Below are 25,036 nucleotides of genomic sequence, written 5' to 3' on the forward strand. Positions count from 1 at the left end.
AGGAAGTGAGATGAGCATGGCAACCCGCCGCCATCCTATCGCGGGGAACTGGGCAAGCCTGCTCCTGCCGATCGCTGAGGACAACAGCATCGATTTCGAAAAGCTCGGCGAGGAAATCGACAGACTGATCGCCGCCAAGGTCGACGGCATCTATTCGAATGGCACTGCGGGTGAATTTCACAACCAGACGGAAGCGGAGTACGAGCGAATTCAGGAGATGCTGGCGTCGCGTTGCCGGGCCGCCGCAATGCCCTTCGTCATCGGCGCCTGCCAGCCCGATCCGATCATCATGCTCGATCGCCTGCGCCGCGCCACTGCACACAAGCCGTTGGCAATCCAGGTGATCCTGCCCGACTGGTGGCCGCTCACCAATCTCGAAGCCGTCGACTTCCTGCACCGCGCGTCGGAGGCCGCCGACGGCTTCCCGCTCATCCTTTACAATCCCCCGCATGCGAAACGCGTCCTGACGCCAGCCGAGCTCAGTGACGTGTGCGGCCCCTGCCCGTCGGTGGTCGGGATGAAGATCGCCGATGGCGACGAAGCCTGGTATGCACAGGCGCGCGCGCATCTTGGCGAATTTTCCCTGTTCATTCCCGGCCACCATCTCGCCACCGGCATCAAACGCGGCGTTGCTGCCGGCGCGTTTTCCAACGTCGCCTGTCTCAGCCCCCATGGTGCCCAAGCCTGGACAGAGCTGATGCACGCCGACATCGACGCCGCGCTCGAGATCGAGAAGCGCATCCGCGCCTTTATGGACGATCACATCGTCCCGTTTCGCCGTGACCATGGCTATTCAAACGCAGCCCTCGACAAACTGCTCGCCGCGATCGGTAACTGGGGGCCAGTCACCACCAGGTTGCGATGGCCTTACCGCTTTATCGATGAGCAAGAGGCGGCAAATCTGCGCGACCGCGCCCGCATGATGATCCCCGAACTCTTCGTTCGGTAGGTCATGCAATCGAAGGGATGCGGGCGATGACCTTGATCTCGAAATCGAAGCCGGCCAGCCAATTCACGCCGACCGCCGTCCAGTTTGGATAGGGCGGTTCGCTGAAAACCTTCTGCTTGACGGCCATGATTGTCTCAAACTGGTTTTCGGGGTCGGTGTGGAACGTCGTGACGTCAACTATATCATCCAACGTGCAACCCGCGGCATCCAGCGCCGCCTTGAGATTTTCGAAAGCCAGTTCGACCTGGCGTTGGAAGTCTGGTTCAGGCGTTCCATCGGAACGGCTGCCGACCTGGCCGGACACGAACAGAAGATCGCCGGATCGGATGGCGGCCGAATAGCCGTGTTCCTCATAAAGAGCATGTCTGTCGGCGGGAAAAATTGCTTCGCGTTTGGTCATTGTCGATCTCGTTTCATCATCGTTGATTGGAACGTGAGCGCAGCCGTGTCACTGCAGAAGCTTCACATATGGCCGCGCCATCTGATATACGGTGCGTATATGACTTAGTTAGATACGCTGCACATGTCAAGCTTCATATACGAAGCGTATCTGAAATTGGAGTTGAAATGGCAAAACGACGCGCCGAGACGATGGAGGAAAATCGTCGGAAGCTGATCGCCGCCGGGCGAAAGGCTTTTGCCGAGAAGGGCTATGCGGCCGCCTCGATGGACGAGCTAACGGCCGAAGTCGGGCTGACGCGGGGTGCACTCTACCACAACTTCGGTGACAAGCGCGGGCTGCTTGCCGCAGTTGTCGACCAGATCGACACGGAAATGGCCTCGCGCGCCCAGGAGATCGGCGCCCGTGCGGGTGACGCTTGGCAGGGCCTGCTTGCCGAAGGTGCCGCCTATATCGAGATGGCGCTCGATCCGGAGGTCCAGCGCATCGTTCTCCTCGACGGACCTGCCGTGTTGGGTGATCCCTCACAATGGCCGAGCCAGAGCAACTGTCTTCAGGCTACCAGGCGGGCGATCGAGCGCTTGATCGCACAGGGAACCCTGAAGCCGGTGGACGCGGAAGCCGCCGCCCGGCTGCTCAACGGCGCGGCGCTCAATGCCGCTCTCTGGATCGCTGCCAGTGACGAGCCGCAGGATGTGCTGCCGAAAGCCGTCGAAGCCTTCGGCGCTTTGGCTGCAGGCCTTCTCAGGACGTCGGCGTAAGCGCCTTATACGCGCAGCGTATCGGCGACCCGGCGCCAATCGCCCTGGTGGCATGCCTTGCCCAGCCTGCGTGGCACCGGTGCTTCCCCACCCCGTCGCAACACCCTTCAGGCTTCAGCTCAGTTGGGCAAGGATATCGTCGACGACGCTCGGGACTGTTCCGGTTGTGTCGATACCGATCCCGGCGGGAAAGTGTTTGATGCTCCTATGGTAGCGCAGAACCACCGCACGCTCGTCCGGCGCGAAACCCGGCTCATCTGGCCGCCCGTCCAATCGTCTGTTCAACGTCTCGACATCTATGTCGAGCACAAAAACCTTGTCGAACACGTCCAGGAACTTATGGAAGTTGCGGGAGCCGCCACAGAAGAACGTCGCAGGATGAGTGGTGTCAGCGGAGATGGCCCGGACCTTTTCAACAGGCCAGATCCAGTGCGCGTAACTCCAAACGACGCGGTCCACACCTTGCGGCGGTCCTTCGAGCGCCTCGCCGGTCTCGGGGTCCCCAACATAGGCCAGCACCCGATCACCATGGACGACATGAAAACCACGCCGCTCCAGCTCAGTAGCGACAGACGTTTTTCCAGTGCCGGAGCTGCCTTCGATCAAGTAGTTCTTGATGCCCATAGGGACGCTTACCACGGTCAGCAATCCGCTGAGAAGATACTTCACTGGCGTATTCACTGACGGCGGGCCTAGTAGCTCCCGAAAACGAGAAGAAGCGCGCCAACCGCGATAACCGCAAGCGCCGGCCAATTCCGCGATAATCCAAGGAACCTCAGGCCTTGACGCCGCGGTTCCAACGTCGCCCCGCCTTGGGGCATCAGGTGAGGATCACTCGGTTTTCGACGGAGCGTCGGCTGTAAGAGAAAAACAAGGCCGCCGATTATCAGAGCGGCACCGATCAGAACTGCCCACATCGTCGCCTCCGCTGGGAATACGGACCTAGCTTAAACCAGACCGGGTCGCGATTGTTCCGTTGCTCCAGCCGCTTATGCATAAACCGTCAGCGCGCCGAAGCAAACCTACGTGATTGGACTGCTCATTGCGGATCGACAATGGGATCGATGGACCACGCAAAGCTTCGCTGTGGCGACAGCGCCGTCCAGCCGGAGCGCTCGTCAACCCAGTGGTGCGTGTAGACCGTCGTTTAATACCAGCGTCCTCGGCCGTACCAGCCGCCACCGCCAAGTAACAGAAGTATTACAACGATGATGAGAAGAGTTGTGAGATCCATGCGCGTTCTCCTCGGAGTACCATCACCATCTCGTTGGCGCCTGACGGACGTTGCTCATGGTGGGACTCCTGCTTACAACGGCAATGCCCGGTGTTGGTTCCATTCGATGGCATAACCGGCCCGCCTCGACCGGGGCGGGTACGCGCTTTGGGACGACCGCGGCCGAGGCGGTGATAACAGGATTGGTCGGCTTATCCCGATCGATGGCCGTCCAGTACTTGTGGAGTTCGCGCCACGGCCGCCCCGCTGAAGGCCGCGTGCGCCGGATATACCTCATTTGTCTACCTTTCCGGGATTATGTCCACATGTTACGATCGTTGTATCATAGGGGGCGAGTTCGTATGCAGTATCGCCAAAAGGGATCAGTGCCTTTCGGAGCACCTCATCGAGCGCTGGCCGGCACCGCCGCACCCTTCTACACACGGCAACAACCTGAAGATCATCTTGTATGGTTTCTTGTTCAGTTGAGGATCGTAGGGAAACTGTCCATTTGACCCGGCCGCTAGTGTCGGTGGTCGTTCCCGCTTTCAACGCTTCACCGTACATCGAACGTACACTTCGATCCGCAGTGCAACAGACTTATGCGAATCTTGAGATCATCGTCGTCAATGATGGCTCTACCGACGATACGGCAAGATTGGTCGAGAAAATGGCCAGGGTGGATTCGCGAATTCGTCTCCTGTCCACATCAAACCGCGGTGTCGCGGCGGCAAGAAATACCGGCATCAGGGCATCATCAGGGCCATATGTGGCGTTTCTTGACGCGGACGATCTCTGGCATTCGACCAAAATCGAGAAGCAGGTAAATGCGCTCCACAGATTATCCCGTGAGTGGGCCGCTGTTTATGTGTTGCACCATATAATCAATCGAGACGATGAGATCGTTTGCTCCTACCGCCCCGATGTTGCAAGAGGATATATCTACGCCCGGCATCTCACTTTCAAATACGTTGGCAATGGGAGCGCGCTTCTTGTTCGTCGCGATGTTGCGCTCGAAATTGGCGGGTTTGATACCTCATATGCAGCAGCAGGAATTGGCGGCTGTGAAGACCTCGATTTCGAACTTAGGTTGGCCGCGCGCTATCTTGTCGAAGTCATTCCGGAACGGCTGGTTGGCTACCGCCAGTATCCGGGCAACATGTCATCAAATCACCTGCAGATGGGTCAGGGCGCTCTGGAAGTTGTCAGGCGTTCGCTCGCCGCAAATCCTCATCTGCCCCACTACGCTGCGCGAAGTGCGATGAACGCCACTCGGAAATATGCGTACTGGCAATTTCGCCAAGCCAAGAGTTCATCTTTGTCAGTCATGGTCCTTTGGTCGATAATACGAAGCGATCCCTTTTTCGTGGTCCAGCGTATCCTCCAAAAGGGGCTGCGCTGGCGAAAAATTCAAAATTCAGATCTCCAGTTTAGATCGAAATTCGACCTAAAGAGCATTCCGCCCGTCGAGCCCCCTGACGAGAGCCGACGATCAAGACGCCACCTGGTTCGGCTGGCAGGGGTGGATGCCAAACTAAGTTCATCTCTCGAGCCCTGAGAGGTTGGGCGATGCTGTGCGGAGGCGGGGCTAATGAGTTCAGGTAAATTGACGATTTTCCGAACTCTGTCATCCTTCTACCTGCCGCGCCTCCTCAATAGCGCGGCACCCCTGATACGAATGCCCCGTCCTGGCGGGGCATTTCGCTTATCAGGACTCCGGTACTGCAGAAAGGCTTGTCGCAGGCCAACGAGGACCAGGAAACTCAATAAAGCTTTGCTTTAGATTTTTGATGGTGCCCAGGACCGGAATCGAACCAGTGACACGCGGATTTTCAATCCGCTGCTCTACCAACTGAGCTACCTGGGCTAACCTGCTTCCGATGGTGCTTAAAAAGCACCGTGGGGCCTTGGTTCGCCCCGGAAGCGAGCGGGGTTATAGCATCTTGTTCGCTCATGGCAAGCGTCAAATGACTCTTTTTTGACGGTCCCGCTGGATTTGCCCGATTCATCAGGAAAAATAAGAGCTTCGCCAGTGGAGCCTCTAGTTTTCCTCGTCGGGATAATCGGCCTTCGTCTCGTCAACGGCAACGGGAATGGCATAGGAGCCGGTCAGCCAGCGGGAGAGATCAACCTCGCGGCAGCGGTTGGAGCAAAAGGGATAATGTTCGCGATTCGACGGCTTGCCGCATTCGGGGCAAGGGCGCGTCTTGCGCAGCGGTTCGACCTTGGCGGCGGCTTTCCTGTATTCGGGCATATCGGTCCGTCCTAAGGCGTTGGCCGTGGGCTCAGGCCTCGGGCCACCGGCTATGCACATCGAAGCCTTCGCCGGTCAGCAGCACAATGGTTTCATAAAGCGGTAGGCCGACGACATTGGTGTAGGAGCCCACCATCTTCTGCACGAAGGTGCCGGCAAGGCCCTGGATGCCGTAGGCGCCCGCCTTGCCGCGCCACTGGCCGGAGGCCAGGTAGTTCTCGATCTCAAAGCCGGACAGCCGCTTGAAGCGCACCTTTGTCTCGACTATTTTCTGGCGGATCTTGCGATCCGGCGTCACCAGACAAACGCCGGTATAGACGAGATGGTTGCGTCCCGACAGAAGATGGAGCGAGCTCAGCGCCTCGTCGGCGAACTCGGCCTTGCCGAGAATGCGCCGGCCGACGGCAACCACCGTATCGGCGGAGAGGATATAGCTGCCCTTCCAGGTGATATCGCCCTTGATGGCAGCGAGCGCCGCTTCCGCCTTCTCGGCCGAAAGCCTGCGGGCGAGCGAACGCGGATGCTCCGACTTCTTCGGCGTCTCGTCGATATCCATCGGCATCAGGCGCGAAGGCTCGATGCCTGCCTGGTTTAGCAGGTCGACGCGACGGGGAGAGCCCGAGGCGAGAATGAGCTTGTATTTCAGCGCCATGGAACCTCGACCATCGGCAGACGGGAGAAAACCGCTTGCAGGACCTCGGGCAAGCTTACTTGAAACGGTAGGTGATGCGGCCCTTGGTCAGATCGTAGGGCGTCATTTCCACAAGCACCTTGTCGCCGGCGAGAACGCGGATGCGGTTCTTGCGCATGCGGCCGGCGGTGTGGGCGATGATCTCGTGTTCGTTTTCGAGCTTCACGCGAAACGTCGCATTCGGCAGAAGTTCGGTGACGATTCCCGGGAATTCGAGGACTTCTTCTTTCGGCATATAGTGGTTTTCTTCCTGTGGGTTGAAGAGGCAGCGCAGCGCGCGCCTTTAAATTTGGGCGGAAACTACACAATCAAGGCGGGTTTGTGAACCTTGTTGATCGGGCTTTCCGTCATTTGTTTTCACGCCGATTGCGCGGCAATGCCATTTCGTTTCAGCAGCCGGCTTTCGATGAGACCGGCCAGGTGATTGCGGACCTCGCGATAGCTCTCGAGAATCTGCTCGCGCGTTCCTGTGACAACCGTCGGGTCCATGGTCGGCCAGTAGACGACGTCGATTGCATTCGAACGCGTCAGCTCGAGTGCGGCGTGATGAGCCTGCGGCGAGAGCGTGATGATCAGATCGAAATAATCGTCCTCGAGTTCATCAAGCGTCTGCGGCTGGCGGCGCCCGAGGGAAAGCCCGATCTCCTCGAGCACGACATCGACGAAGGGATCGCGCTCGCCGGCGCGAACGCCGGCCGACCTTATATAAGTATTGGAGGGCAGAATGCTACGGGCAATGATTTCCGCCATCGGCGAGCGGATGGCATTCATCCCGCACATGAAGAGGATGGCGCCCGGCCTCTTTCCCTCCCCAACATCGGCGGCGAGCTCCATCTCCGTCATCCGCGCCAGTAGAGCACGCAGACCAGGGTAAACAGCCGCCGGGCGGTGTCGAAATCCACTTCGATCTTGCCGGCCAGCCTGTCCCTCAGCGTCTGCGACCCCTCGTTGTGGATGCCGCGCCGGCCCATATCGATCGCTTCGATGCGGCTCGGCGTCGCCGAACGGATCGCTTCATAATAGCTCTCGCAGATCATGAAGTAATCCTTGACGATCCGCCGGAAAGGCGTGAGCGACAGGATATGGGTGGCGACATGGCCGCCCTCTTCCGTGGTGATGGCGAAGACCAGCTTCGAATCGACCAGCGAGATGTTCAGCCGGTAGGGTCCGCCGGCATGGCCGATCGGCGCAAAACTGTTTTCCTCGATCAGATCGAAGATGGCGACGGCACGCTCATGCTCGACATCGGGCGTCGAACGGCCGATCGTATCGTCGAGGACGACGTCGCAAAGCCGGAAATCGCCCGCCGCCATGCCCTCACCTTTCGAGGTTGAGGCGGATCGCGACCGATCGCGCATGGGCATCGAGGCCTTCGGAGACCGCCAGCGCGATCGCCGCCGGGCCGAGGGTGCGCAGCTCACCCGGCCCAAGGCGCAGGATCGAGGTGCGCTTGACGAAATCGAGCACCGAAAGACCGGAGGAGAAGCGCGCCGAACGCGCCGTCGGCAGCACATGGTTCGACCCGCCGACATAATCGCCGATCACTTCGGGCGTATGGGCGCCGATGAAGATCGCGCCGGCATTGCGGATGCCGTCGAGCAGCCGGTCCGGATCGGCGACGGCAAGCTCGAGATGTTCGGCAGCGATGCGATTGGCGAGCGGAATGGCCTGTTTCAGATCGGCCACGAGGATGACCGCGCCGAAGTCGCGCCAGCTGGCGGCTGCCGTATCCGCGCGGTTCAGCGTCTGCAGCTGGCGTTCGACCGCCTGCTCCACCGCCTTACCGAATTCGACATCATCGGTGATCAGGATCGCCTGGGCGCTGGCATCGTGCTCGGCCTGCGCCAAAAGATCGGCGGCGATCCAATCGGGATTGTTGTCCTTGTCGGCAATGACCAGCACCTCGGAGGGGCCGGCGATCATATCGATGCCGACGGTGCCGAAGACGTGGCGCTTGGCGGCGGCGACATAGGCGTTGCCGGGCCCGGTGATCTTGGCGACCGGCGCGATCGTCTCGGTGCCGTAGGCGAGAGCGGCGATCGCCTGGGCGCCGCCGACGCGGTAGATCTCGGTCACGCCGGCAAGCCTGGCGGCGGCCAGCACCGCCGGATTGACGGCGCCACCGGTGGCCGGAACGGCGATGACGATACGGTCGACGCCGGCGACCTTGGCCGGCACGGCATTCATCAGTACCGAACTCGGATAGCTCGCGGTGCCGCCCGGGACGTAGAGCCCGACCGCCTCGATCGCCGTCCAGCGCGAGCCGAGACGGACGCCGAGATCGTCCTCGTAGATATCGTCCTTCGGCAGCTGCCGGCGATGATGGGATTCAATGCGGAGTGCTGCGAGCTTCAGCGCCCCCAGCACTTCCGACGGCACCGCCTCGACGGCGGCATCGATCTCTTCGGGCGTGACGCGCATCGGCACGGTGGCGAAATCGATGCCGTCGAATTTCAGCGAATATTCGGCAAGCGCCACATCGCCACGGGCCCTGACGTCATCGATAATGCCGCGCGCAACGGCGTTCACATCCTCGGAGACTTCGCGCTTCGTCGTCAGGAAAGCGGCGAAATGCTGCTCGAAACCTTCCGATGCCTGATCCAGCCAGATTGCCAAGGCCGATATTCCTTCTCAACTCGAAACCGCAACATTCAAACGTCTTGCGCGTCAGGGATGGCGCGGCTTGGAAGCCGCCTGCCATGCACCGCCGATATCGGCCATCTGCACCTCGATGCATTCGACATCGAGCGCAATCGAGGCGTTGCCCGACAGCGCCAGCTCGACCGTGCCATCCGGCCCCTCGCCCTTCTTCTCGAAGCGCAGCGCCAGCAGCGACAGCACTTCATCTCGCTCGCCACGGTCGATGCCGAGCGAACGCACGGCCAGGACCCGCTTGAAGACCAAGGCAGCGCGGCGGCGCTCGAACCCTCTGCGCTTGCGCACGGCACTTTCCCAGACGAAGCGATTGGCGGCAAGCGCGAACTGGGCACCGCGCGGCGACCAGTCGATGTCACCGACCTTGAAGACGCTATCCTGCATATGCGCGGAAATGATCGCGAGGTCCTCGTCATCGAGCGCAACAAGCTTCAGGTCGGTCATTCAGGCTCAATCCCCAGAGCATGATGCCGAAAAGCGTGAGCGCTTTTCGGACGACATCATGCTGTTGTTTTTAACAGGCACCGCCGGAATGGCGATGCGTTAGACAAGGGAAATAAGATGCTGCGACCGATTTCGCAACCGGAATGAAGGTCTCTGTTACTCGCTGATGCGCTGGACGACGGCGCCGCAGCGGGTCAACTTCTCCTCGAGCCGCTCGAAACCGCGATCGAGATGATAGACGCGGGAGACCGTGGTTTCGCCCTCGGCAGCAAGGCCGGCGATGACGAGCGAAACGGAAGCGCGCAGATCGGTCGCCATAACAGGCGCGCCGCGCAGGCGCTGGACACCTTCGATCTTCGCCGTCTGGCCTGACAGCGTGATCCTGGCGCCGAGCCGGGCAAGCTCCTGCACGTGCATGAAGCGGTTTTCGAAGATGGTCTCGGTGACGTGCGAGATACCGGACGAGCGGGTCATCAGCGCCATGAACTGCGCCTGCAGGTCGGTCGGGAAACCCGGGAAGGGATCGGTGACGATATCGACCGGCTTGATGCCGGCTCCGTTGCGCTTGATGCGCATGCCGTTGTTGGTCGCGGAAATATCCGCGCCGGCGCGGCGCAGCGTTTCCAGCGCGGTTTCAAGCAGCGACACATCGGTATTTTCGAGCACGACGTCGCCGCCGGCCATGGCAACGGCCATCGCATAGGTGCCGGTCTCGATGCGATCCGGCAGGACGCGGTGGCGGGCGCCGGACAGCGAGGTGACGCCTTCGATTGTGATGGTCGCGGTGCCCGCGCCTGAGATCTTGGCGCCCATGGCGTTCAGGCAGTTGGCGAGATCGACGACTTCAGGTTCGCGGGCGGCATTGCCTATGACAGTCGTGCCGCGGGCAAGGGTCGCCGCCATCATCATCACATGGGTGGCGCCGACGGAAACCTTCGGGAAGGTGTAGCGCGCGCCGATCAGGCCGCCATCCGGGGCCTTGGCGTTGATGTAACCGGCATCGATCTCCATGGTCGCGCCGAGCGCCGTCAGGCCTTCGATGAAGAGATCGACTGGGCGCGTGCCGATGGCGCAGCCGCCCGGCAGCGACACCCGGCAATGGCCTTCGCGCGCCAAGAGCGGGCCGATAACCCAAAACGAGGCGCGCATCTTCGAGACCAGTTCATAGGAAGCGGTGGTATCGACGATGGTGCGGCAGGTGAAATGGATCGTGCGGGCGTATGAATCCTCCTGGCGCTCGCGGCGGCCGTTGACGGCGACATCGACGCCATGATTGCCGAGGATGCGCATCAGAAGTTCGACATCGGCCAGATGCGGCACGTTTTCCAGCGTCAGCGTGTCGCTGGTCAGAAGCGAGGCGATCATCAGCGGCAGTGCGGCATTCTTGGCGCCGGAAATCTGAATGATGCCATTCAGCTCATTACCGCCGACGATTCTGATACGATCCATGTGCGCTTACTTCCTGAAAGTTCTGGCTTGAAAGAGGAGTGGGGGTGTTTAGGGGATTTCTTAAGAGGCTTCAATTCGTGCCGGACGGAACATTACGATTCGTCCATTTTTGCGGCGGGCAGCCCATTTGTTTCGTCGGCCTGGCCGGAACGGCGGGCGCGCACCTGCTGTTTGCGTCGGCTGAGATTTTCCCTGAGCTTTTCGGCGGCGCGCTCGCGGCGCAGTTTCGCCTGTGCCTCGATTGCCTCTTTGCGGCTCTGGTGGCCGGTTTCGGTCTTGTTGTTCATGTCACAGGATTAGCCGAATTCGCGCCGATCCAAAAGTCCCCTACACCGCAATCCACGCGAAGTTGGAATTTGCGGCTTGCGCTTGTCGTCAAGCTGTGGCAATAGCCGCCCCGTTCCCGCGATTGAGCCGCCCGGCTCACACGGGTCCTGGTCCTGCTGCCGTAGCTCAGTGGTAGAGCACACCCTTGGTAAGGGTGAGGTCGGTGGTTCAATCCCACTCGGCAGCACCAGTTTTCTTTCAGGCAATAACATCATATCTCGTGTGCCCGGCCGCCCCTCATCCGGCTGCCGCCACCTTCTCCCCGTAAACGGGGCGAAGGGGATATGCCGCAACGTCTCCGTCCCTCGCTGGCCCCTAGCAGGGCACGTCCCCTCGCCCCGTTTACGGGGAGAGGGTTAGGGTGAGGGGCAGCCATCCGCAGGAAGCGGACAGCATGCCCGTACAATCGGGGATTTCGGTCGCTTCGAGATAATAGGGTCGGAACGGGGATAACTGCCACCGTTCGACCAATTCGCCAGTTACCACAACGTCTTGACCTGGAATTGGTTCGTGGGGCAGTCCGTTAACCCCGTCAAATATGCCCTCTACATACTATCGATCAACACTCTCTGATGCCACATGGGAGGCGATATCTATCGTCTCCCTCTTCCCCAGCCGCTGAAGGTTGACCCGCAGATATTCCCGCTGCATTCGCGGGACAGTTTCGATGGAAATATGGACGAGGAAGGATTCTTCAGCCGATATCTCCGCGCCGTGGGCAAGAGGCGGCATTGCCAGCGCGCCATAGAAAATAGCAGTCTGGATCAGATTTCCGCCTAACCATATGTTGAACTCTTAGCTTGCGGAGCACGGATCAGCGATACGGGCCTGCACCTTATGGTTTATTGAAGGCCTCTCCTTCGCGTACGGGCGTCCCCCCTTCGAATCCTACGATCGCGTGTCGCCAGGTGGCATTTCCGTTTCACCAGCAACAAACGATTCACCATTGTTGACCGCAAAAATCTCGCTAGAATGGCTATCATGGCCGTGTCTCGCCTGAGGATAGGCGGGCGCTGCACCGTAGTTCTGTCGAAACCCTGGAGGAGCATCGATGGCAACTGAAAAATGGCACGACCCGGTCAAGGTCGGTTTCGAAGGCGCTGACCTCAGAACCGTCAACGGGCCGTTCGATGCGCTGAAATGCCTGGCGGATCTCTGGCCGAGCGCGCGCGGACTGCATTATATCAAGGCGCGCAGCACCTGTCGGGCAGCACTCGACGGACGCAAGAGCGTGGAAGAGGCAAGAGCCGAATTCCTGGCGGCTGCCGAAGAGGCGAAGCTGAAGCTGCTGCATTAACACGGCGAGGAACGCGCGGCTGTTTTCCGATTTGTTCGGCAAGGCGTGCCGGAACGATACATTGTTTAATTTTTACTTAACCCTGGATCGAGCCGTTGCCGGGTTTGGGCGCAAAAGGCGTTGCGCCTGAGACAGCTGTTTCGATAAAAAACACCCAGCCATCATGATGATGGTCAGAGGCTCGTCACCGGACAAGCAGGCGAGCCTCGTTCGAACGCCAGGCATGGATGTCGTCCGACAACCGCCGACACTTTTCGGCATCATGCTTCAGAGCAGATCGGATTTTCAGCAGGCCGCGTCACCCGCATTTTCCACCTCGATATACCCGACACCGATGATCGTGCCGTCGCCCGTGCGGATGAATGACGGCAGATAGTGCGGCTCTACAGGCGTGCAGGCGGTCGTTTCGGTATATTCGTTGAGCGCGATCTGGTCCTTCGGAAGCGCGGAATAATCCGTGCCGGTTTCGAGCGAGGCATGGGCCGAGCCGGCAAGGACACCGCAGCCGATGATCAGAGTGGGCGCCCAGAGGCGAGGAAGCGTCTGCATGATGGTCTCCAGCGTTTCAGATCCGGCATTTCAACACGTGGGAAGGTGTTTGGTTCCGTTACCTGGCCCTGTGCGAGTGATATCTTCGGGACTGTGGTGTTGCACCCTTGGCGGAAGGCACCGCCGTTCCATATCTGGCGGCAGTCCGAGAGGAATGACGACGATGAAAGCGCTACTGCCCGCCCTTTTTGCCGGCGCCCTGCTGGCCGGCTGCTCCTCGGCCGACAGCCCGGCGCTCGACCCCATCCCCGGCAGCATCACCTATGGCGGCCAACCGCGAACCAAGCTGACCAAGTCGCCGGTCGGCAGCGCCGTTTACAACCAGTTCTACAATGAGAGCGGCCAGCGCGTGGAGGAGACCTATATTCTTCAGCCGGACCGCAGCCTGAAACTGGTGCGTCGCGAAGTGGGGCCGGATTTCCCCGATTGAGGATTGCCGGTTCCCGACTTGACATCGCCGACAATCGCGAACATTCAAGGAACATCTAATCTTCTCGCGGTGATTCTGCGGGAGCCCGACCGGACGGCTGGATGTATCTCGAAAAGCTCAATCCCCAGCAGCGCATGGCCGTCGAGCACGGCACGCTCACCGACGGCAGCCATATTGCCGGGCCGCTGCTGGTCATCGCCGGCGCCGGTTCCGGCAAGACGAATACCTTGGCGCATCGGGTCGCCCATTTGATCGTCAAGGGCGCCGATCCCCGCCGCATCCTGCTGATGACTTTCTCGCGCCGGGCCGCCGCCGAGATGGCGCGGCGCGTCGAGCGCATCTGCCGCGACGTGCTCGGTTCGAAGGCCGGCGTCATGACCGATGCGCTTCATTGGTCCGGCACCTTCCATGGCATCGGCGCCAGGCTGCTGCGTGACTATAACAAGCAGATCGGCCTCGACGCCGATTTCACCATTCATGACCGCGAAGACAGCGCCGACCTTATGAACCTCATCCGGCACGATCTCGGCTTCTCCAAGACGGAAAGCCGCTTTCCGGCCAAGGGCACCTGCCTTGCCATTTATTCCAGGGCGGTGAATTCGGAGACGGCGCTTGACCAGGTGCTGCGCGACGCCTTCCCCTGGTGCGCGGCCTGGGAAACACAGCTGCGCGAGCTTTTTGCCTGCTATGTCGAGGCCAAGCAGAGCCAGAATGTGCTCGATTACGACGACCTCCTGCTCTACTGGGCGCAGATGGTCGGCGAGAGCGTGATCGCCGAGGATATCGGCAGCCGCTTCGACCATGTGCTGGTCGACGAATATCAGGACACCAACCGGCTGCAGGCCTCGATCCTAATGGCGCTGAAGCCCGGCGGTCGGGGACTGACCGTCGTCGGCGACGATGCGCAGTCGATCTATTCCTTCCGTGCAGCGACGGTGCGCAACATCCTCGATTTTCCCGCCGCCTTCAGCCCGCCCGCCAATATCGTCACGCTCGACCGCAACTATCGCTCGACGCAGCCGATCCTGACAGCCGCCAACGCCGTCATCGATCTCGCCTCGGAGCGCTTCACCAAAAATCTCTGGACCGAGCGGCAATCGGCCGAGCGGCCGCGCCTCGTCACCGTGCGCGACGAGGCCGATCAGGCGCGTTACGTTGCCGACAAGGTGCTCGACAATCGCGAAGAGGGCCTGAAGCTCAAGCAGCAGGCGGTGCTGTTCCGCGCTTCGCATCACAGCGGGCCGCTGGAGGTTGAGCTGACCCGGCGCAACATTCCCTTCGTCAAGTTCGGCGGGCTGAAATTTCTCGACAGCGCCCATGTCAAGGACATGCTGGCCGCGCTTCGCTTCGCCCAGAACCCGCGCGACCGGGTGGCGGGTTTCCGGCTGATGCAAATCCTGCCGGGCGTAGGGCCGTCGACGGCGCAGAAGGCGCTCGACCTGATGGCCGAGGATGCGAGCCCGCTGTCGGCGCTCGCCGCCATGCCGGCGCCGCCGCGCTCCGGCGAGGACTGGGCGGCTTTCGTTTCGATGCTGCAGGAGATCAAATCCGGCAAGGCCGGCTGGCCGGCGGAAATCGAGCTAGCGCGGCAATGGTACGCGCCGCATCTGGAGCGTCTGCATGAGGACGCGGCAACGCGGCAGGCCGATCTGTTACAGCTCGAGCAGATTGCCGTCGGTTATGCCTCGCGCGAGCGTTTCCTCACCGAGCTCACCCTCGACCCGCCGGATGCGACCAGCGACCAGGCCGGCGTGCCGCTGCTCGATGAGGATTATCTCATTCTGTCGACCATCCATTCGGCCAAGGGCCAGGAATGGACGAGGGTCTTCATGCTGAACGTCGTCGACGGCTGCATTCCGAGCGATCTTGCCGTCGGCGCCACCGCCGAAATCGAGGAGGAGCGCCGGCTGCTCTATGTGGCGATGACGCGTGCCCGCGACGGTCTCGACCTCGTCGTGCCGCAGCGTTTCTTCACCTATGGGCAGAACGCGCAGGGCGACCGGCATGTCTATGCCTCGCGCAGCCGCTTCATTCCGGCGACCCTGCTGCAATTCTTCGAGGCCTGCAGCTGGCCGCAGGTGAAATCGGATGCCGCCGCTCAAGCGCAGGCGCGGCAGGTGCGCATCGATGTCGGCGCCCGTATGCGCGGCATGTGGCGCTAGAACAGGATGATTTTAGGCCCGGTCGGCCTAAAATCTGAATCCTGCTCTGAATTAAAGAGTTAGAGCATGATGTCGCCCGAAAACCGCTCACACTTTTCGGCATCATGCTCTGAGCGCCGCATGGAATCCGATCCATACGACGCGCTTTGGTTCGGCCCTGACCTGGCGGGCGCTTAGTAGTCCCAGAACACCGGCACCCAACGGAAGACGTCACCGTCGACCGCCACCCGACCGACCGACGGGAACGGCAGGTGGGTGGCCACCAGCTGTTCGCCGTTCGCTGCCAGCTCCCTGAGAAGATCGATGCGAACGCGAGCGGCTTCCTCGGGATCGTGTTCGAAACCATTGTACCAGTCGGGGTGCTCGAACCCGACCGCGAACACGGCATCGCCGGCGAATGTCAGGCGGTCACCGCCGGATGCCAGCCGTACCACGCTGTGTCCGGGGGTGTGGCCGCCGGTGCGTTGGACGACCACACCCGGCGCCACCTCGGACCGCTCATCGAACAGCTTGAGATGGCTGCCGTACTCGCTGAGGAATCGCTTTGCCGTTGCCCGAAGCGCATCCGGAAAGCCGGGCGGCATCGACACGTGGCTGAAATCGGGCGCCTCCCAGAACTTGGCCTCTGCGGACGCAACGTGGATCCTGAGATCAGCACGCAACTGGTCCTTCACGCCATCGACCAGCAGCCCGCCGATGTGATCCATATGCAAGTGGGTAAGTACCACGTCGGTCACCGATGTCAGATCGATGCCAGCGGCTTCCAATCGCTTGATCAACTGTCCGGCGCGCGGCAAGTTCAAGTCCGGATCCAAGCCTAGCCCGGCGTCGATGAGAATGGTCTGCCCGCTGCTGCGCACAAGGACCACGTTCAACGCCCAGTCGAAAGCGTCTCGCGGCAGGAACATATCGTCCAGCCAGACTGCCCGGTCAGCCGCGTCGGCGTTGTGTCCCAGCATCGCAGTCGGGAGCGGCAACACGCCATCGCTGATAATCAGCACTTCAATTTCACCGATCCGCACCGCATAGCGCGACGGAACCAACTCTTCGGGCTTCGGCCTGCCAGGCTCCTGCTGACCGGTCGTACGGGGTTTTGCTTCTGCCTGCGACATGATGCGCTCCTGTTTTGCGTGATCGAGATGTCGGTTAGGGGTCACGTCGCGGACACTATGTCGGGGCGTGCTGACGGTCGATCAGGTCAAGGGAGAGGAAAGGCTACGCCTTAGGATAGGCCAGCCTATAGCTTCAGCCGGCCGTCGCGAAGGTTTGGTAGTGAAGAGGCTGGCGTGAAGAAGCATCGGTTATCGCCCGCCGAACTGTGCCGGCACTCGGTATTCAGAGGTGCGGCGTCAGAGCGAAAGCGGTGGGTCGGCCGGTTTCAGGAAACGCTCCAGGATTGCCGGCTCCACGGCCTCGACCGACGCCGGCGACCATTTCGGATTGCGGTCCTTGTCGATGACGGCGGCGCGGATGCCCTCGAAGAAATCCGGGTTGTGCAACATCTGCAGGCAGGCGCCGAGTTCACGGCCGAGGCATTCGGCCAGCGACGCGCTGCGGCGGCCGGCTCTCAGCAGATGCAGAGCGAGCTTCAGGCTGGTCGGCGAACGCGCCAGCAGTACGCGGCGCGTCTCGTCGGCGAACTCTCCCGCCTCCCGGCCGAGCGCCGCGAGGATCTCCTCGACGCTGTCGAAACAAAACGCACGGTCGATCACCGCTGCGTTCTGCCGCAGCCGGCTTTCACCCTGAGGTTCCGCAAACGCCTGCAAGGCGGTATCGACATCAATCGACGAACTACCGCATGGTAGTGTGGACAGCGCATCGATCACCTCGCCGCGTCGCGAGGAAGCGATTTGAACATCGGCAAGCCCGGAGTGGATCGCGTCGGCCGCGCCGATATCGAGCCCGGTGAGGCCGAGCCATGTCCCGGCTTCACCGGGTGCCTGCGGCAGAAGCCAGGTGGCGCCGACATCGGGGACATAGCCGATGCCGGTTTCCGGCATGGCAAGGCGGGTGCGTTCGGTGACGATGCGGTGGCGGCCATGCGCGGACAGGCCGACACCGCCGCCCATGGTGATGCCGTCCATCAGCGCGACATAGGGTTTGGGGTAGACGGCGATCTGATGGTTGAGACGGAATTCCTCGCGCCAGAAGGTTCCGGCGAGGCCGTCGCCGGCCCGGGCGCTCTCATGCAGGGCGCGGATGTCGCCGCCGGCGCAGAAGCCGCGTTCGCCTTCCCCTGTCGCCACGACAATCGCCACGTCGGCATCGCGGGCAAAACCGTCAAGCGCCTCGGCAATCGACCGGATCATCGCCAGCGTCAGGCTGTTCAGCGCCCGCGGCCGGTTGAGCCGGATGATGCCGGCAGCGCCTCGCCGCTCGATGATGACTTCGCTGTCCTGCATGGTTCACCTCCGCTGTTCCAGCCTTTCCTGGTCAGACATTCTGCCAAGGAAAGGCTTGAAACCATGCATAGACGACGATGCGGCATCGCTCCAGAGCATTTCCGGCAAGCCTGTAAACAGGCTGCCGCCGAGCACCGTTTAAAAGGATGCGGCGGCAAGCGCCCGGTGGATGCTGTGCAGGTCGTCGACATTTCTGTTCGACAGGAAGAGCTCCCAATCGAGCGAGCTCTGGACGATGGTTTCCAGCGAATTGTGGCGCGGCTTCCAGTCGAGCACCTGGCGGGCGAGCGAAGCATCGGCGACGACGCTTGCCGAATCGCCGGGACGGCGCGGCGCCATATGGATCTTGAAGGAATGTCCGTGCAGGCGGGTGACCATGTTCAAGACGTCGAGCACCGAATAGCCGCTGCCATAACCGCAATTGGCAACCAGCGAGCCTTTGTCCCTGCGCAGATGCTGCAGCGCTTTCAGATGGGCATCGGCAAGATCGGTGACATGGATGTAGTCGCGCACGCCGGTGCCGTCATGGGTGGGATAGTCGATGCCGTAGACATGGACGCTGTCGCGTTTGCCGAGTGCTGCCTCGCAGGCGACCTTGATCAGATGCGTGGCGCCTGCCGTCGACTGGCCGGTGCGGTGATCTGGGTCGGCGCCGGCGACGTTGAAATAGCGGAGCGCGACATAGTTGAAATCATAGGCGGCGGCGGCATCGCGCAGCATGAATTCGGTCATCAGCTTCGACTGGCCGTAGGGATTTTCCGGATTGAGGGAGGCATTCTCCTTCACCGGCAGGTCGTTCTGCTGCTGACCGTAGACGGCCGCCGTCGACGAAAAGACGAAATTGCGGATGCCGGCCTTGATCGAGGCGGAGAGAAGTGCCCGGGTCTTGCCGGAGTTGTTGTCGTAATAGGAAAGCGGATCGGCGACCGAGACCGGGACGACGGCGGAGCCGGCGAAATGGACGATCGCCTCGATGTCGTTTTCGATGAAGATCTTCTTCAAGATGTCGGGATCGGCAATGTCGCCGAGATAGAAACGCGCCGCCGGCGCCACGGCCCAGCGGAAGCCGGTGGAGAGACGGTCGAGCACCACCACATCCTCGCCCGCATCGATGAGCGCCCAAACCATGTGACTGCCGATATAACCGGCCCCGCCCGTCACCAAAACCGCCATGTCCCACACCCCTGCTTTCGCTTTTTAGAAGCAGGGGCATCAGGCGCCGGTTTTTCTTTCCAATTTTCTTATCGCAGGGCCGTTCGGGACCCTTTCAACGCTTATGTTTGGAGTCGTGGTTAGAGGCCGATTTCGGGCTTTGCTCAAGTTTTAGCGATCCGGCCGTTCCGGCGCAAAATCGGTCCGGCGCGCGCTCTCGCCGGCCCTCTCAGAGCTTGACGATATAATCGCAGAGCCGCTCGGCAGCGACCGCTATCTGGCCGGGGTCGCGCAGGAAACAGGCGCGCAGGAACAGCTCGCCGCCGGCGCCGAAAGCGGTTCCGGGGGCGAGACCGACGCCCGTCTTGTCGACGATGTCGACCGCGGCCCTGCGGCTGTTGGTAACCCCGTCAATCTTCAGGAAGGCATAGAGTGCGCCGTCCGGCTTCAGCGTCTCGACGCGGTTGGTGGCAATCAGCGCATCGCAGAGGATGTCGCGGGAACGGGCGGCCTTGGCGATGTTGGCGCGCACGAAATCATCGCCTTGATCGAGCGCCGCGACGGCGCCCTTCTGCATGAACTGCGCCACGCCCGATGTCGAATATTGGATGAGGTTTTCGAGCACCTGTCCCATCTCGGGCGGAGCGACGATCCAGCCGACGCGCCAGCCGGTCATCGACCAGTTCTTCGAGAAGGAATTGACGAAGATGATCTTGTCGCCCTCTTCCATGATGTCGAGGAAGGAGGGCGCTCGGCCGCCAGCAAAGTGATAGAGCGCGTAGATTTCATCCGCCATGATCCAGAGATCATGTTTGCGGGCAAGGGCGAGGATTTCGCCGAGATCCTTTTGGGTTGCGGTCCAGCCGGTCGGGTTCGAGGGCGTATTGATGAAAAGACCCCGGGTCTTTGGCGTGATCGCGGCTGCGAGGCGGTCGAGATCGAGCCCCCATTTGCCGCCCTCGAACTGCAGTTCGACGCCGACGGCGCGCGCGCCGGCGATTTCGAGCGCGGCGGCGATATTCGGCCAGGCCGGGGTGAGATAGACGAATTCGTCGCCCGGCGAGGTCAGCGCCTGCACGGCGATCTGGATCGCCTGCATGCCGGAGCCGGTGACATAGAAATGCTCGACCGGAAGCCGGATTCCGAAATGTCTGAAATAATAATCCGACAGCGCCCGGCGAAGCTCGGGAATGCCGCGCTGCCAGGTATAGAAGGTTTCGCCTGAAGCAAGCGCCTCCATCGCCGCCCTGCTGATGAAATCAGGCGTCGGCAGGTCGCCTTCCCCCACCCAGAGCGGCAGCAGGCCTTGCCGGCCGCGGGCATAATTGACGACTTCGACGATCCCGCTTTCGGGCGCCGCCATGGCGCGCGGGCTCAGGCTTTTCACGATCGACATGCATATCTCCGGTTTCCGCCTTCATAGAAGATTTGCGCCGGCAAATCCCATGATATCCAGTGATGCTATATCGATTTTCGTGATGAATGGCCGGGCTGGGCCGACGGAAAAAATCCCGCTGGGAGATTGACGCCTGCCCCTCATCCGCCTGCCGGCACCTTCTCCCCGTTCTGACGGGGAGAAGGGGATCTGCCGCAATCTCTCCAGTCCCCACCGACCTCTAGCAAGGCACGTCCCCTCTCCCCGTTTTTACGGGGAGAGGGCTAGGGTGAGGGGCAGCTATCGACACGAACGGACAGCAGTGGGTATGGGACGGAGCCGCCGACTTCAGCCCCGATCAGCCGTCGGGCGCGTGGCGAGGAGATCGCGGATCTCCGTCAGCAGCTGAACATCCGCCGGCGGTGGGGGCAGCTCTTCCGGTGCGGCCTTTTCCTGGCGCTCGACCTGCATGCGCAGATAATTGACGCCCTTGACCATCAGGAAGATGATCCAGGCCAGAATCAGAAAGTTGATGAGAACGGTGAGGAAGCTGCCATAGGCGAAGACCGCACCCTGGGCGCGGGCGGCGGCAAGTGTGGGCGCGTTGACGGCCGAGGAGAGTGGCAGGAAGTAATTGGAAAAATCGAAGCCGCCCATAATGGCGCCGACGATCGGCATGATAAGGTCATCGACCAGCGATTTGACGATGCCGCCGAAGGCGCCGCCGATGATGACGCCGACTGCAAGATCCATGACATTGCCGCGGGCGATAAAGGTTTTGAACTCATTGAGCATCCGATCCGTCTCCCTTCGATCCATTTCAGAGATATGCAGTTGTTTTCATTAGCTACATCTTCATTGCAATTAATCAATTGCAAATCGCAATAATCGGGCCGAACTCCCGCGTGCAGTCTTTGACTTAAGGCGTAGACGGGCGGGAATTTTCAAGGCTCCTGAAATGACTTAAGCTCATCTGCATTGCGGGAGGTGCCGGCGGCTTCTCGCCGGCGGAGAGTCAATGCTTCCAGGCTGGGTCATATTCGCGTCTGCCTTCGGCTATCTGCTGCTGCTTTTCGCCGTGGCCAGCTATGGCGACCGCAAGAACCGCGGCCCGGGTGCGCTGGAAGGCGGATGGCCCGTGGTCTATGCGCTGAGCCTGGCGATCTACTGCACCTCCTGGACCTATTTCGGCAGCGTCGGGCTTGCCGCGCAACGCGGCCTGGAATTTGCCGGCATCTATATCGGTCCCATTCTGGTCTTCACCCTCGGCATGCCGCTGCTTCGCCGCATCATCGAGCTTGCCAAGGCGGAGAAGCTCACCTCGGTCGCCGATTTCGTCGCCGCGCGCTACGGCAAGAACCCGACGGTCGCCACCATCGTCGCGCTGATCTCGCTGATCGGTACCATTCCCTATATCGCGCTGCAGCTGAAGGCGATCTCCAGCACCGTCAGCGCCATGGTCAACCCGTCCGATTACGGCATCGGCAGCGGCAATCTCTACTTCGTCGACCTGCCGCTCGCCGCGACGCTGGTGCTTGCCTGCTTCGCCATCATGTTCGGCACGCGGCATACGGATGCGACGGAACACCAGGACGGCCTCATCCTCGCGGTTTCGATGGAATCGGTGGTCAAGCTCGTCGCCTTCCTGACGGCCGGCGTCTGCGTCATCTGGTTTCTCTTCGACGGTCCCGCCGATCTCTGGCAAAAGACCGTCGAAAACAGCCTGGTCATGTCGGCGCTGAATTACCATACGCCGATCAGCCGCTGGATTACCCTAATCATGCTGTCGGCTTTCGCCATCATCCTGCTGCCGCGGCAATTCCACGTAACGGTCGTTGAAAACCGGACGGCGAAACAGCTGAAACTCGCGGGCTTCCTGTTTCCCACCTATCTCGTCGCGATCAATCTCTTCGTCCTGCCGGTGGCGATCGGCGGGCTGCTGACCTTCGGCGGCACCGGCAATGCCGATTTCTACATGCTGTCGCTGCCGCTGGCCGGCGAGATGCCTGTCATCACGCTGATCACCTTCATCGGCGGCTTTTCTGCCGCAACCGCGATGGTCATCGTCGATTCCGTGGCGCTGTCGATCATGGTGTCGAACGACATCATCATGCCGATCTTCCTCAGGCGCAAACTTGCCGGCCGCACCGGCCAGCGCGACGATTTCGCCAAGACGCTGCTCAACATCCGCCGCAGCGCCATCTTCGCCGTGCTGCTGTTCGGCTATGCCTATTACCGCTCGACCGACAGCACGGCCGGCCTTGCCTCGATCGGCCTTCTCTCCTTCGCGGCGATCGCGCAGATCGCCCCTGCCCTGTTCGGCGGGCTGATCTGGCGGCGGGCGAATGCGCGCGGCGCCATCCTCGGGCTGACGTCCGGCTTCGTCATCTGGGTCTATCTGCTGTTCCTGCCCTCGCTCGGCGGCCCCGATTATTCCTATGTGGCAAGCGCCGTGCTCGGCTTCATCTTCCCCGGCGCGACGCTGTTTACCGCGCCCGACGCCGATCCGCTGGTCAATGCGACCGTGATGAGCCTGCTCGTCAATACCGCCTTCGTCATCGTCGGCTCGCTCACCCGCAATGCCAGGCCGCTGGAACGCATCCAGGCCGGCATCTTCGTCAAGCGGCATTCGCGCTCGCAATTTGCCACGCGCGGCTGGAAGACCCGCATCAGCGTCGGCGACCTCAAGGCGGCGATCTCGCGCTATCTCGGCGAGGAGCGCATGCAGCGCTCGTTGACGACCTATGAGCAAAGCTCCGGCCGCAAGCTGGAGGACGAACAGCCGGCCGACATGGCGCTGATCCATTTCAGCGAACAGCTGCTCGGCAGCGCCATCGGCTCATCCTCGGCCCGCCTGGTGCTGTCGTTGATCCTGCAGAAGATCGAGGATGCTTCTTCCGACACCGCCTGGCTGCTCGACCAAGCGAGCGAGGCGCTGCAATATAACCAGGACATGCTGCAGACCGCACTGTCGCAGATGGACCAGGGCATTGCCGTCTTCGACAGTTCCAACCGGCTGACCATCTGGAACCGGCGCTTCCGGCAATTGCTCGATCTGCCGGAGAATGCCGGCCAGGTCGGCTTTCCCCTCTCCGAGATCGTCACCATTCTCAGCCAGCGCGGCGACATCGCGCCCGGCGATCAGCAGCAGACGGTGCGGCACTTCCTGACGCTCGACAAGCCCTTCTCACTGGTGCTCGGCGGCGGCGAGCGGATCATCGAGGTGCGCTCCAACGCCATGCCCGACAAAGGCATCGTCGCCACCTTCACCGACATCACCCAGCGCGTCAACGCCGACCAGGCCCTGAAGCAGGCGAACGAGACGCTGGAGCAGCGCGTCGCCGAACGCACGGCCGAGCTTACCCGCGTCAACCGCCAACTCGCCGAGGCGCGGGCGGCGGCCGACGAGGCGAATATCGGCAAGACCCGCTTTTTTGCCGCCGCCGGCCACGACATCCTGCAGCCGCTCAATGCCGCCAGGCTCTATTCCTCCGCCCTGGTCGAGCGCATGGCGCAATCCGACAACAGCCCGATCGTGCGCAACATCGACTCCGCGCTGGAATCGGTCGAAACCATTCTCGGCGCGGTGCTCGATATCTCCAGGCTCGATACCGGCGCTATGCGGCCGCGGCTCGCCTCCGTCGCGCTTTCCGACCTCTTGGAGCGGATCGAGACCGATTTCGCGCCGATCGCCCGGGAAAAACAGCTGAAGCTGGTGGTCATGCCGACGTCGCTGCGCGTGCGCTCCGACCCCAACCTCCTGCGCCGGCTGGTGCAGAACCTCGTTTCCAACGCCATCAAATACACGATCACCGGCAAGGTGCTGGTCGGGGCGCGGCGGCGCGGCAATCAGGTGATTATCCAGGTGATCGATTCCGGCATCGGCATTCCGCCGTCGAAATTCCGCACCGTGTTCAAGGAATTCGCGCGGCTGGACGAAGGGGCGAAAACCGCTTCCGGCCTCGGGCTCGGCCTTTCAATCGTCGACCGCATCGCTCGGGTGCTCAATCATCGGGTCGAGCTGCATTCGACGCATGGCAAAGGCACCGAGTTCCGCATCGCCATGCCGCTCGACGCTTCGCGCCCGGCAGAAGCCGCGGCAGCCGTCGCCCCTGCCGAACGCGGCGGGCAGCCGCTAAAGGGGCTCAAGATCCTGTGCATCGACAACGAGCCGAAGATCCTCGAAGGCATGCGGCTGCTGCTCAGCGGCTGGGGCTGCGAGGTCAGGGCGCTCGACTGCCTCGCAGACGTCATATCAAGCGATGGCGATGGCGGGCCGCCGGATCTCGTCATTGCCGACTATCATCTCGACGACGGCACCGGCATTGCCGCGATCCTGCACCTGCGCCGGCAGTTCGGCACGGATCTCCCGGCTTTGCTGATCACCGCCGACCGCACGCTTGAGGTGCGCGGCGAGGCCGAGCGGCACGACATCGCCGTTCAGCACAAACCGGTACGTCCGGCGGCGCTACGCGCGTATATCACTCAAATATCCGGCCTCAAACGCGCAGCCGCAGAGTAAGAGA

General features: G+C 61.6%; 25 protein-coding genes and 2 tRNA genes. 8 read left to right on the forward strand and 19 right to left on the reverse strand.

Annotated features, from left to right (window positions below):
• Positions 1-10 precede the first annotated feature (10 nt).
• Positions 11-949: a dihydrodipicolinate synthase family protein gene (locus tag C4N04_RS19850; RefSeq protein WP_106796823.1), complete on the forward strand. Its 939-nt coding sequence runs from the start codon at positions 11-13 to the stop codon at positions 947-949.
• Position 950: 1 nt separating this feature from the next.
• Here the strand turns inward: C4N04_RS19850 and C4N04_RS19855 are convergent, their stop codons facing one another.
• Positions 951-1,349 carry a RidA family protein gene (locus tag C4N04_RS19855; protein ID WP_096763629.1) on the reverse strand — a complete coding sequence of 133 codons (399 nt, stop codon included), beginning with the start codon at positions 1,347-1,349 and terminating at the stop codon, positions 951-953.
• Positions 1,350-1,516: 167 nt separating this feature from the next.
• On the opposite strand from C4N04_RS19855, the gene C4N04_RS19860 reads away from it, so the two are divergent.
• Entirely contained in the window at positions 1,517-2,110 is a 594-nt protein-coding gene (locus C4N04_RS19860) for a TetR/AcrR family transcriptional regulator (RefSeq protein WP_096768829.1), read from the forward strand.
• Between the two features lie 114 nt (positions 2,111-2,224).
• On the opposite strand, the gene C4N04_RS19865 is transcribed toward C4N04_RS19860, so the two are convergent.
• Entirely contained in the window at positions 2,225-2,734 is a 510-nt protein-coding gene (locus tag C4N04_RS19865; protein WP_086156414.1) for a nucleoside kinase, read from the reverse strand.
• Positions 2,735-2,802: 68 nt separating this feature from the next.
• Complete coding sequence (locus C4N04_RS32205) at positions 2,803-3,027, reverse strand: hypothetical protein (RefSeq protein ID WP_086155894.1); 225 nt, start codon at positions 3,025-3,027, stop codon at positions 2,803-2,805.
• Between the two features lie 765 nt (positions 3,028-3,792).
• Here C4N04_RS32205 and C4N04_RS19875 point away from each other — a divergent pair.
• A complete protein-coding gene (locus C4N04_RS19875; RefSeq protein ID WP_077992603.1) occupies positions 3,793-4,881 on the forward strand; it encodes a glycosyltransferase family A protein in 1,089 nt (362 codons plus the stop codon).
• Positions 4,882-5,114: 233 nt separating this feature from the next.
• Here C4N04_RS19875 and C4N04_RS19880 read toward each other — a convergent pair.
• The 10 genes from C4N04_RS19880 to C4N04_RS19925 form a co-directional block, all read right to left on the reverse strand.
• Positions 5,115-5,190, reverse strand: a tRNA-Phe gene (locus C4N04_RS19880).
• 174 nt (positions 5,191-5,364) lie between these two features.
• Entirely contained in the window at positions 5,365-5,577 is a 213-nt protein-coding gene (gene yacG / locus C4N04_RS19885; RefSeq protein ID WP_106796824.1) for a DNA gyrase inhibitor YacG, read from the reverse strand.
• A gap of 31 nt (positions 5,578-5,608) precedes the next feature.
• Positions 5,609-6,229, reverse strand: coding sequence for a Maf-like protein (locus C4N04_RS19890; RefSeq protein ID WP_012482617.1), 621 nt, complete (start codon positions 6,227-6,229; stop codon positions 5,609-5,611).
• 55 nt (positions 6,230-6,284) lie between these two features.
• The gene (gene infA / locus C4N04_RS19895; protein ID WP_003545338.1) at positions 6,285-6,503 is read right to left on the reverse strand and encodes a translation initiation factor IF-1; all 219 of its coding nucleotides are present in this window, start codon (positions 6,501-6,503) and stop codon (positions 6,285-6,287) included.
• Between the two features lie 122 nt (positions 6,504-6,625).
• Positions 6,626-7,111, reverse strand: a complete 486-nt coding sequence (locus tag C4N04_RS19900; RefSeq protein ID WP_170961363.1) for a low molecular weight phosphatase family protein — start codon at positions 7,109-7,111, stop codon at positions 6,626-6,628.
• Positions 7,108-7,581: a UPF0262 family protein gene (locus C4N04_RS19905; protein WP_106796825.1), complete on the reverse strand. Its 474-nt coding sequence runs from the start codon at positions 7,579-7,581 to the stop codon at positions 7,108-7,110. The genes C4N04_RS19900 and C4N04_RS19905 overlap by 4 nt, the downstream gene beginning before the upstream one ends.
• 4 nt (positions 7,582-7,585) lie before the next feature.
• Entirely contained in the window at positions 7,586-8,884 is a 1,299-nt protein-coding gene (hisD, locus tag C4N04_RS19910) for a histidinol dehydrogenase (RefSeq protein ID WP_096768832.1), read from the reverse strand.
• A gap of 51 nt (positions 8,885-8,935) precedes the next feature.
• A complete protein-coding gene (locus C4N04_RS19915) occupies positions 8,936-9,367 on the reverse strand; it encodes a DUF2948 family protein (protein ID WP_096768833.1) in 432 nt (143 codons plus the stop codon).
• A gap of 156 nt (positions 9,368-9,523) precedes the next feature.
• Complete coding sequence (gene murA, locus C4N04_RS19920) at positions 9,524-10,816, reverse strand: UDP-N-acetylglucosamine 1-carboxyvinyltransferase (protein ID WP_038686791.1); 1,293 nt, start codon at positions 10,814-10,816, stop codon at positions 9,524-9,526.
• Positions 10,817-10,908: 92 nt separating this feature from the next.
• Positions 10,909-11,103 (reverse strand): hypothetical protein, encoded by a 195-nt coding sequence (locus tag C4N04_RS19925; RefSeq protein WP_106796826.1) that lies wholly within the window; start codon positions 11,101-11,103, stop codon positions 10,909-10,911.
• Positions 11,104-11,258: 155 nt separating this feature from the next.
• On the opposite strand from C4N04_RS19925, the gene C4N04_RS19930 reads away from it, so the two are divergent.
• Positions 11,259-11,333, forward strand: a tRNA-Thr gene (locus C4N04_RS19930).
• An 861-nt stretch (positions 11,334-12,194) separates the two neighbouring features.
• Positions 12,195-12,440: a DUF982 domain-containing protein gene (locus tag C4N04_RS19940; RefSeq protein WP_009996061.1), complete on the forward strand. Its 246-nt coding sequence runs from the start codon at positions 12,195-12,197 to the stop codon at positions 12,438-12,440.
• 285 nt (positions 12,441-12,725) lie between these two features.
• On the opposite strand, the gene C4N04_RS19945 is transcribed toward C4N04_RS19940, so the two are convergent.
• Positions 12,726-12,989 (reverse strand): hypothetical protein, encoded by a 264-nt coding sequence (locus C4N04_RS19945; protein ID WP_096768834.1) that lies wholly within the window; start codon positions 12,987-12,989, stop codon positions 12,726-12,728.
• A 163-nt stretch (positions 12,990-13,152) separates the two neighbouring features.
• On the opposite strand from C4N04_RS19945, the gene C4N04_RS19950 reads away from it, so the two are divergent.
• Together C4N04_RS19950 and C4N04_RS19955 are read left to right on the forward strand one after the other, a co-directional pair.
• A complete protein-coding gene (locus C4N04_RS19950) occupies positions 13,153-13,419 on the forward strand; it encodes a hypothetical protein (RefSeq protein ID WP_106796852.1) in 267 nt (88 codons plus the stop codon).
• A 101-nt stretch (positions 13,420-13,520) separates the two neighbouring features.
• Positions 13,521-15,581, forward strand: a complete 2,061-nt coding sequence (locus tag C4N04_RS19955) for an ATP-dependent helicase (RefSeq protein WP_106796827.1) — start codon at positions 13,521-13,523, stop codon at positions 15,579-15,581.
• Between the two features lie 173 nt (positions 15,582-15,754).
• Here the strand turns inward: C4N04_RS19955 and C4N04_RS19960 are convergent, their stop codons facing one another.
• From C4N04_RS19960 to mscL, 5 genes are all read right to left on the reverse strand, one after another.
• A complete protein-coding gene (locus tag C4N04_RS19960; RefSeq protein WP_106796828.1) occupies positions 15,755-16,693 on the reverse strand; it encodes an MBL fold metallo-hydrolase in 939 nt (312 codons plus the stop codon).
• 237 nt (positions 16,694-16,930) lie between these two features.
• Complete coding sequence (locus C4N04_RS19965; RefSeq protein WP_106796829.1) at positions 16,931-17,983, reverse strand: enoyl-CoA hydratase/isomerase family protein; 1,053 nt, start codon at positions 17,981-17,983, stop codon at positions 16,931-16,933.
• 138 nt (positions 17,984-18,121) lie between these two features.
• Entirely contained in the window at positions 18,122-19,156 is a 1,035-nt protein-coding gene (galE, locus tag C4N04_RS19970; protein WP_106796830.1) for a UDP-glucose 4-epimerase GalE, read from the reverse strand.
• 208 nt (positions 19,157-19,364) lie between these two features.
• Positions 19,365-20,531, reverse strand: a complete 1,167-nt coding sequence (locus tag C4N04_RS19975; protein WP_106796831.1) for a pyridoxal phosphate-dependent aminotransferase — start codon at positions 20,529-20,531, stop codon at positions 19,365-19,367.
• Between the two features lie 327 nt (positions 20,532-20,858).
• Entirely contained in the window at positions 20,859-21,305 is a 447-nt protein-coding gene (gene mscL, locus C4N04_RS19980; protein ID WP_106796832.1) for a large conductance mechanosensitive channel protein MscL, read from the reverse strand.
• A 223-nt stretch (positions 21,306-21,528) separates the two neighbouring features.
• Between mscL and C4N04_RS19985 the strand changes: the two genes are divergently transcribed.
• Entirely contained in the window at positions 21,529-25,032 is a 3,504-nt protein-coding gene (locus C4N04_RS19985) for a hybrid sensor histidine kinase/response regulator (protein ID WP_106796833.1), read from the forward strand.
• Positions 25,033-25,036 lie beyond the last annotated feature (4 nt).

Source organism: Rhizobium sp. H4, assembly GCF_003013335.1.
Classification (GTDB): domain Bacteria; phylum Pseudomonadota; class Alphaproteobacteria; order Rhizobiales; family Rhizobiaceae; genus Rhizobium; species Rhizobium sophoriradicis.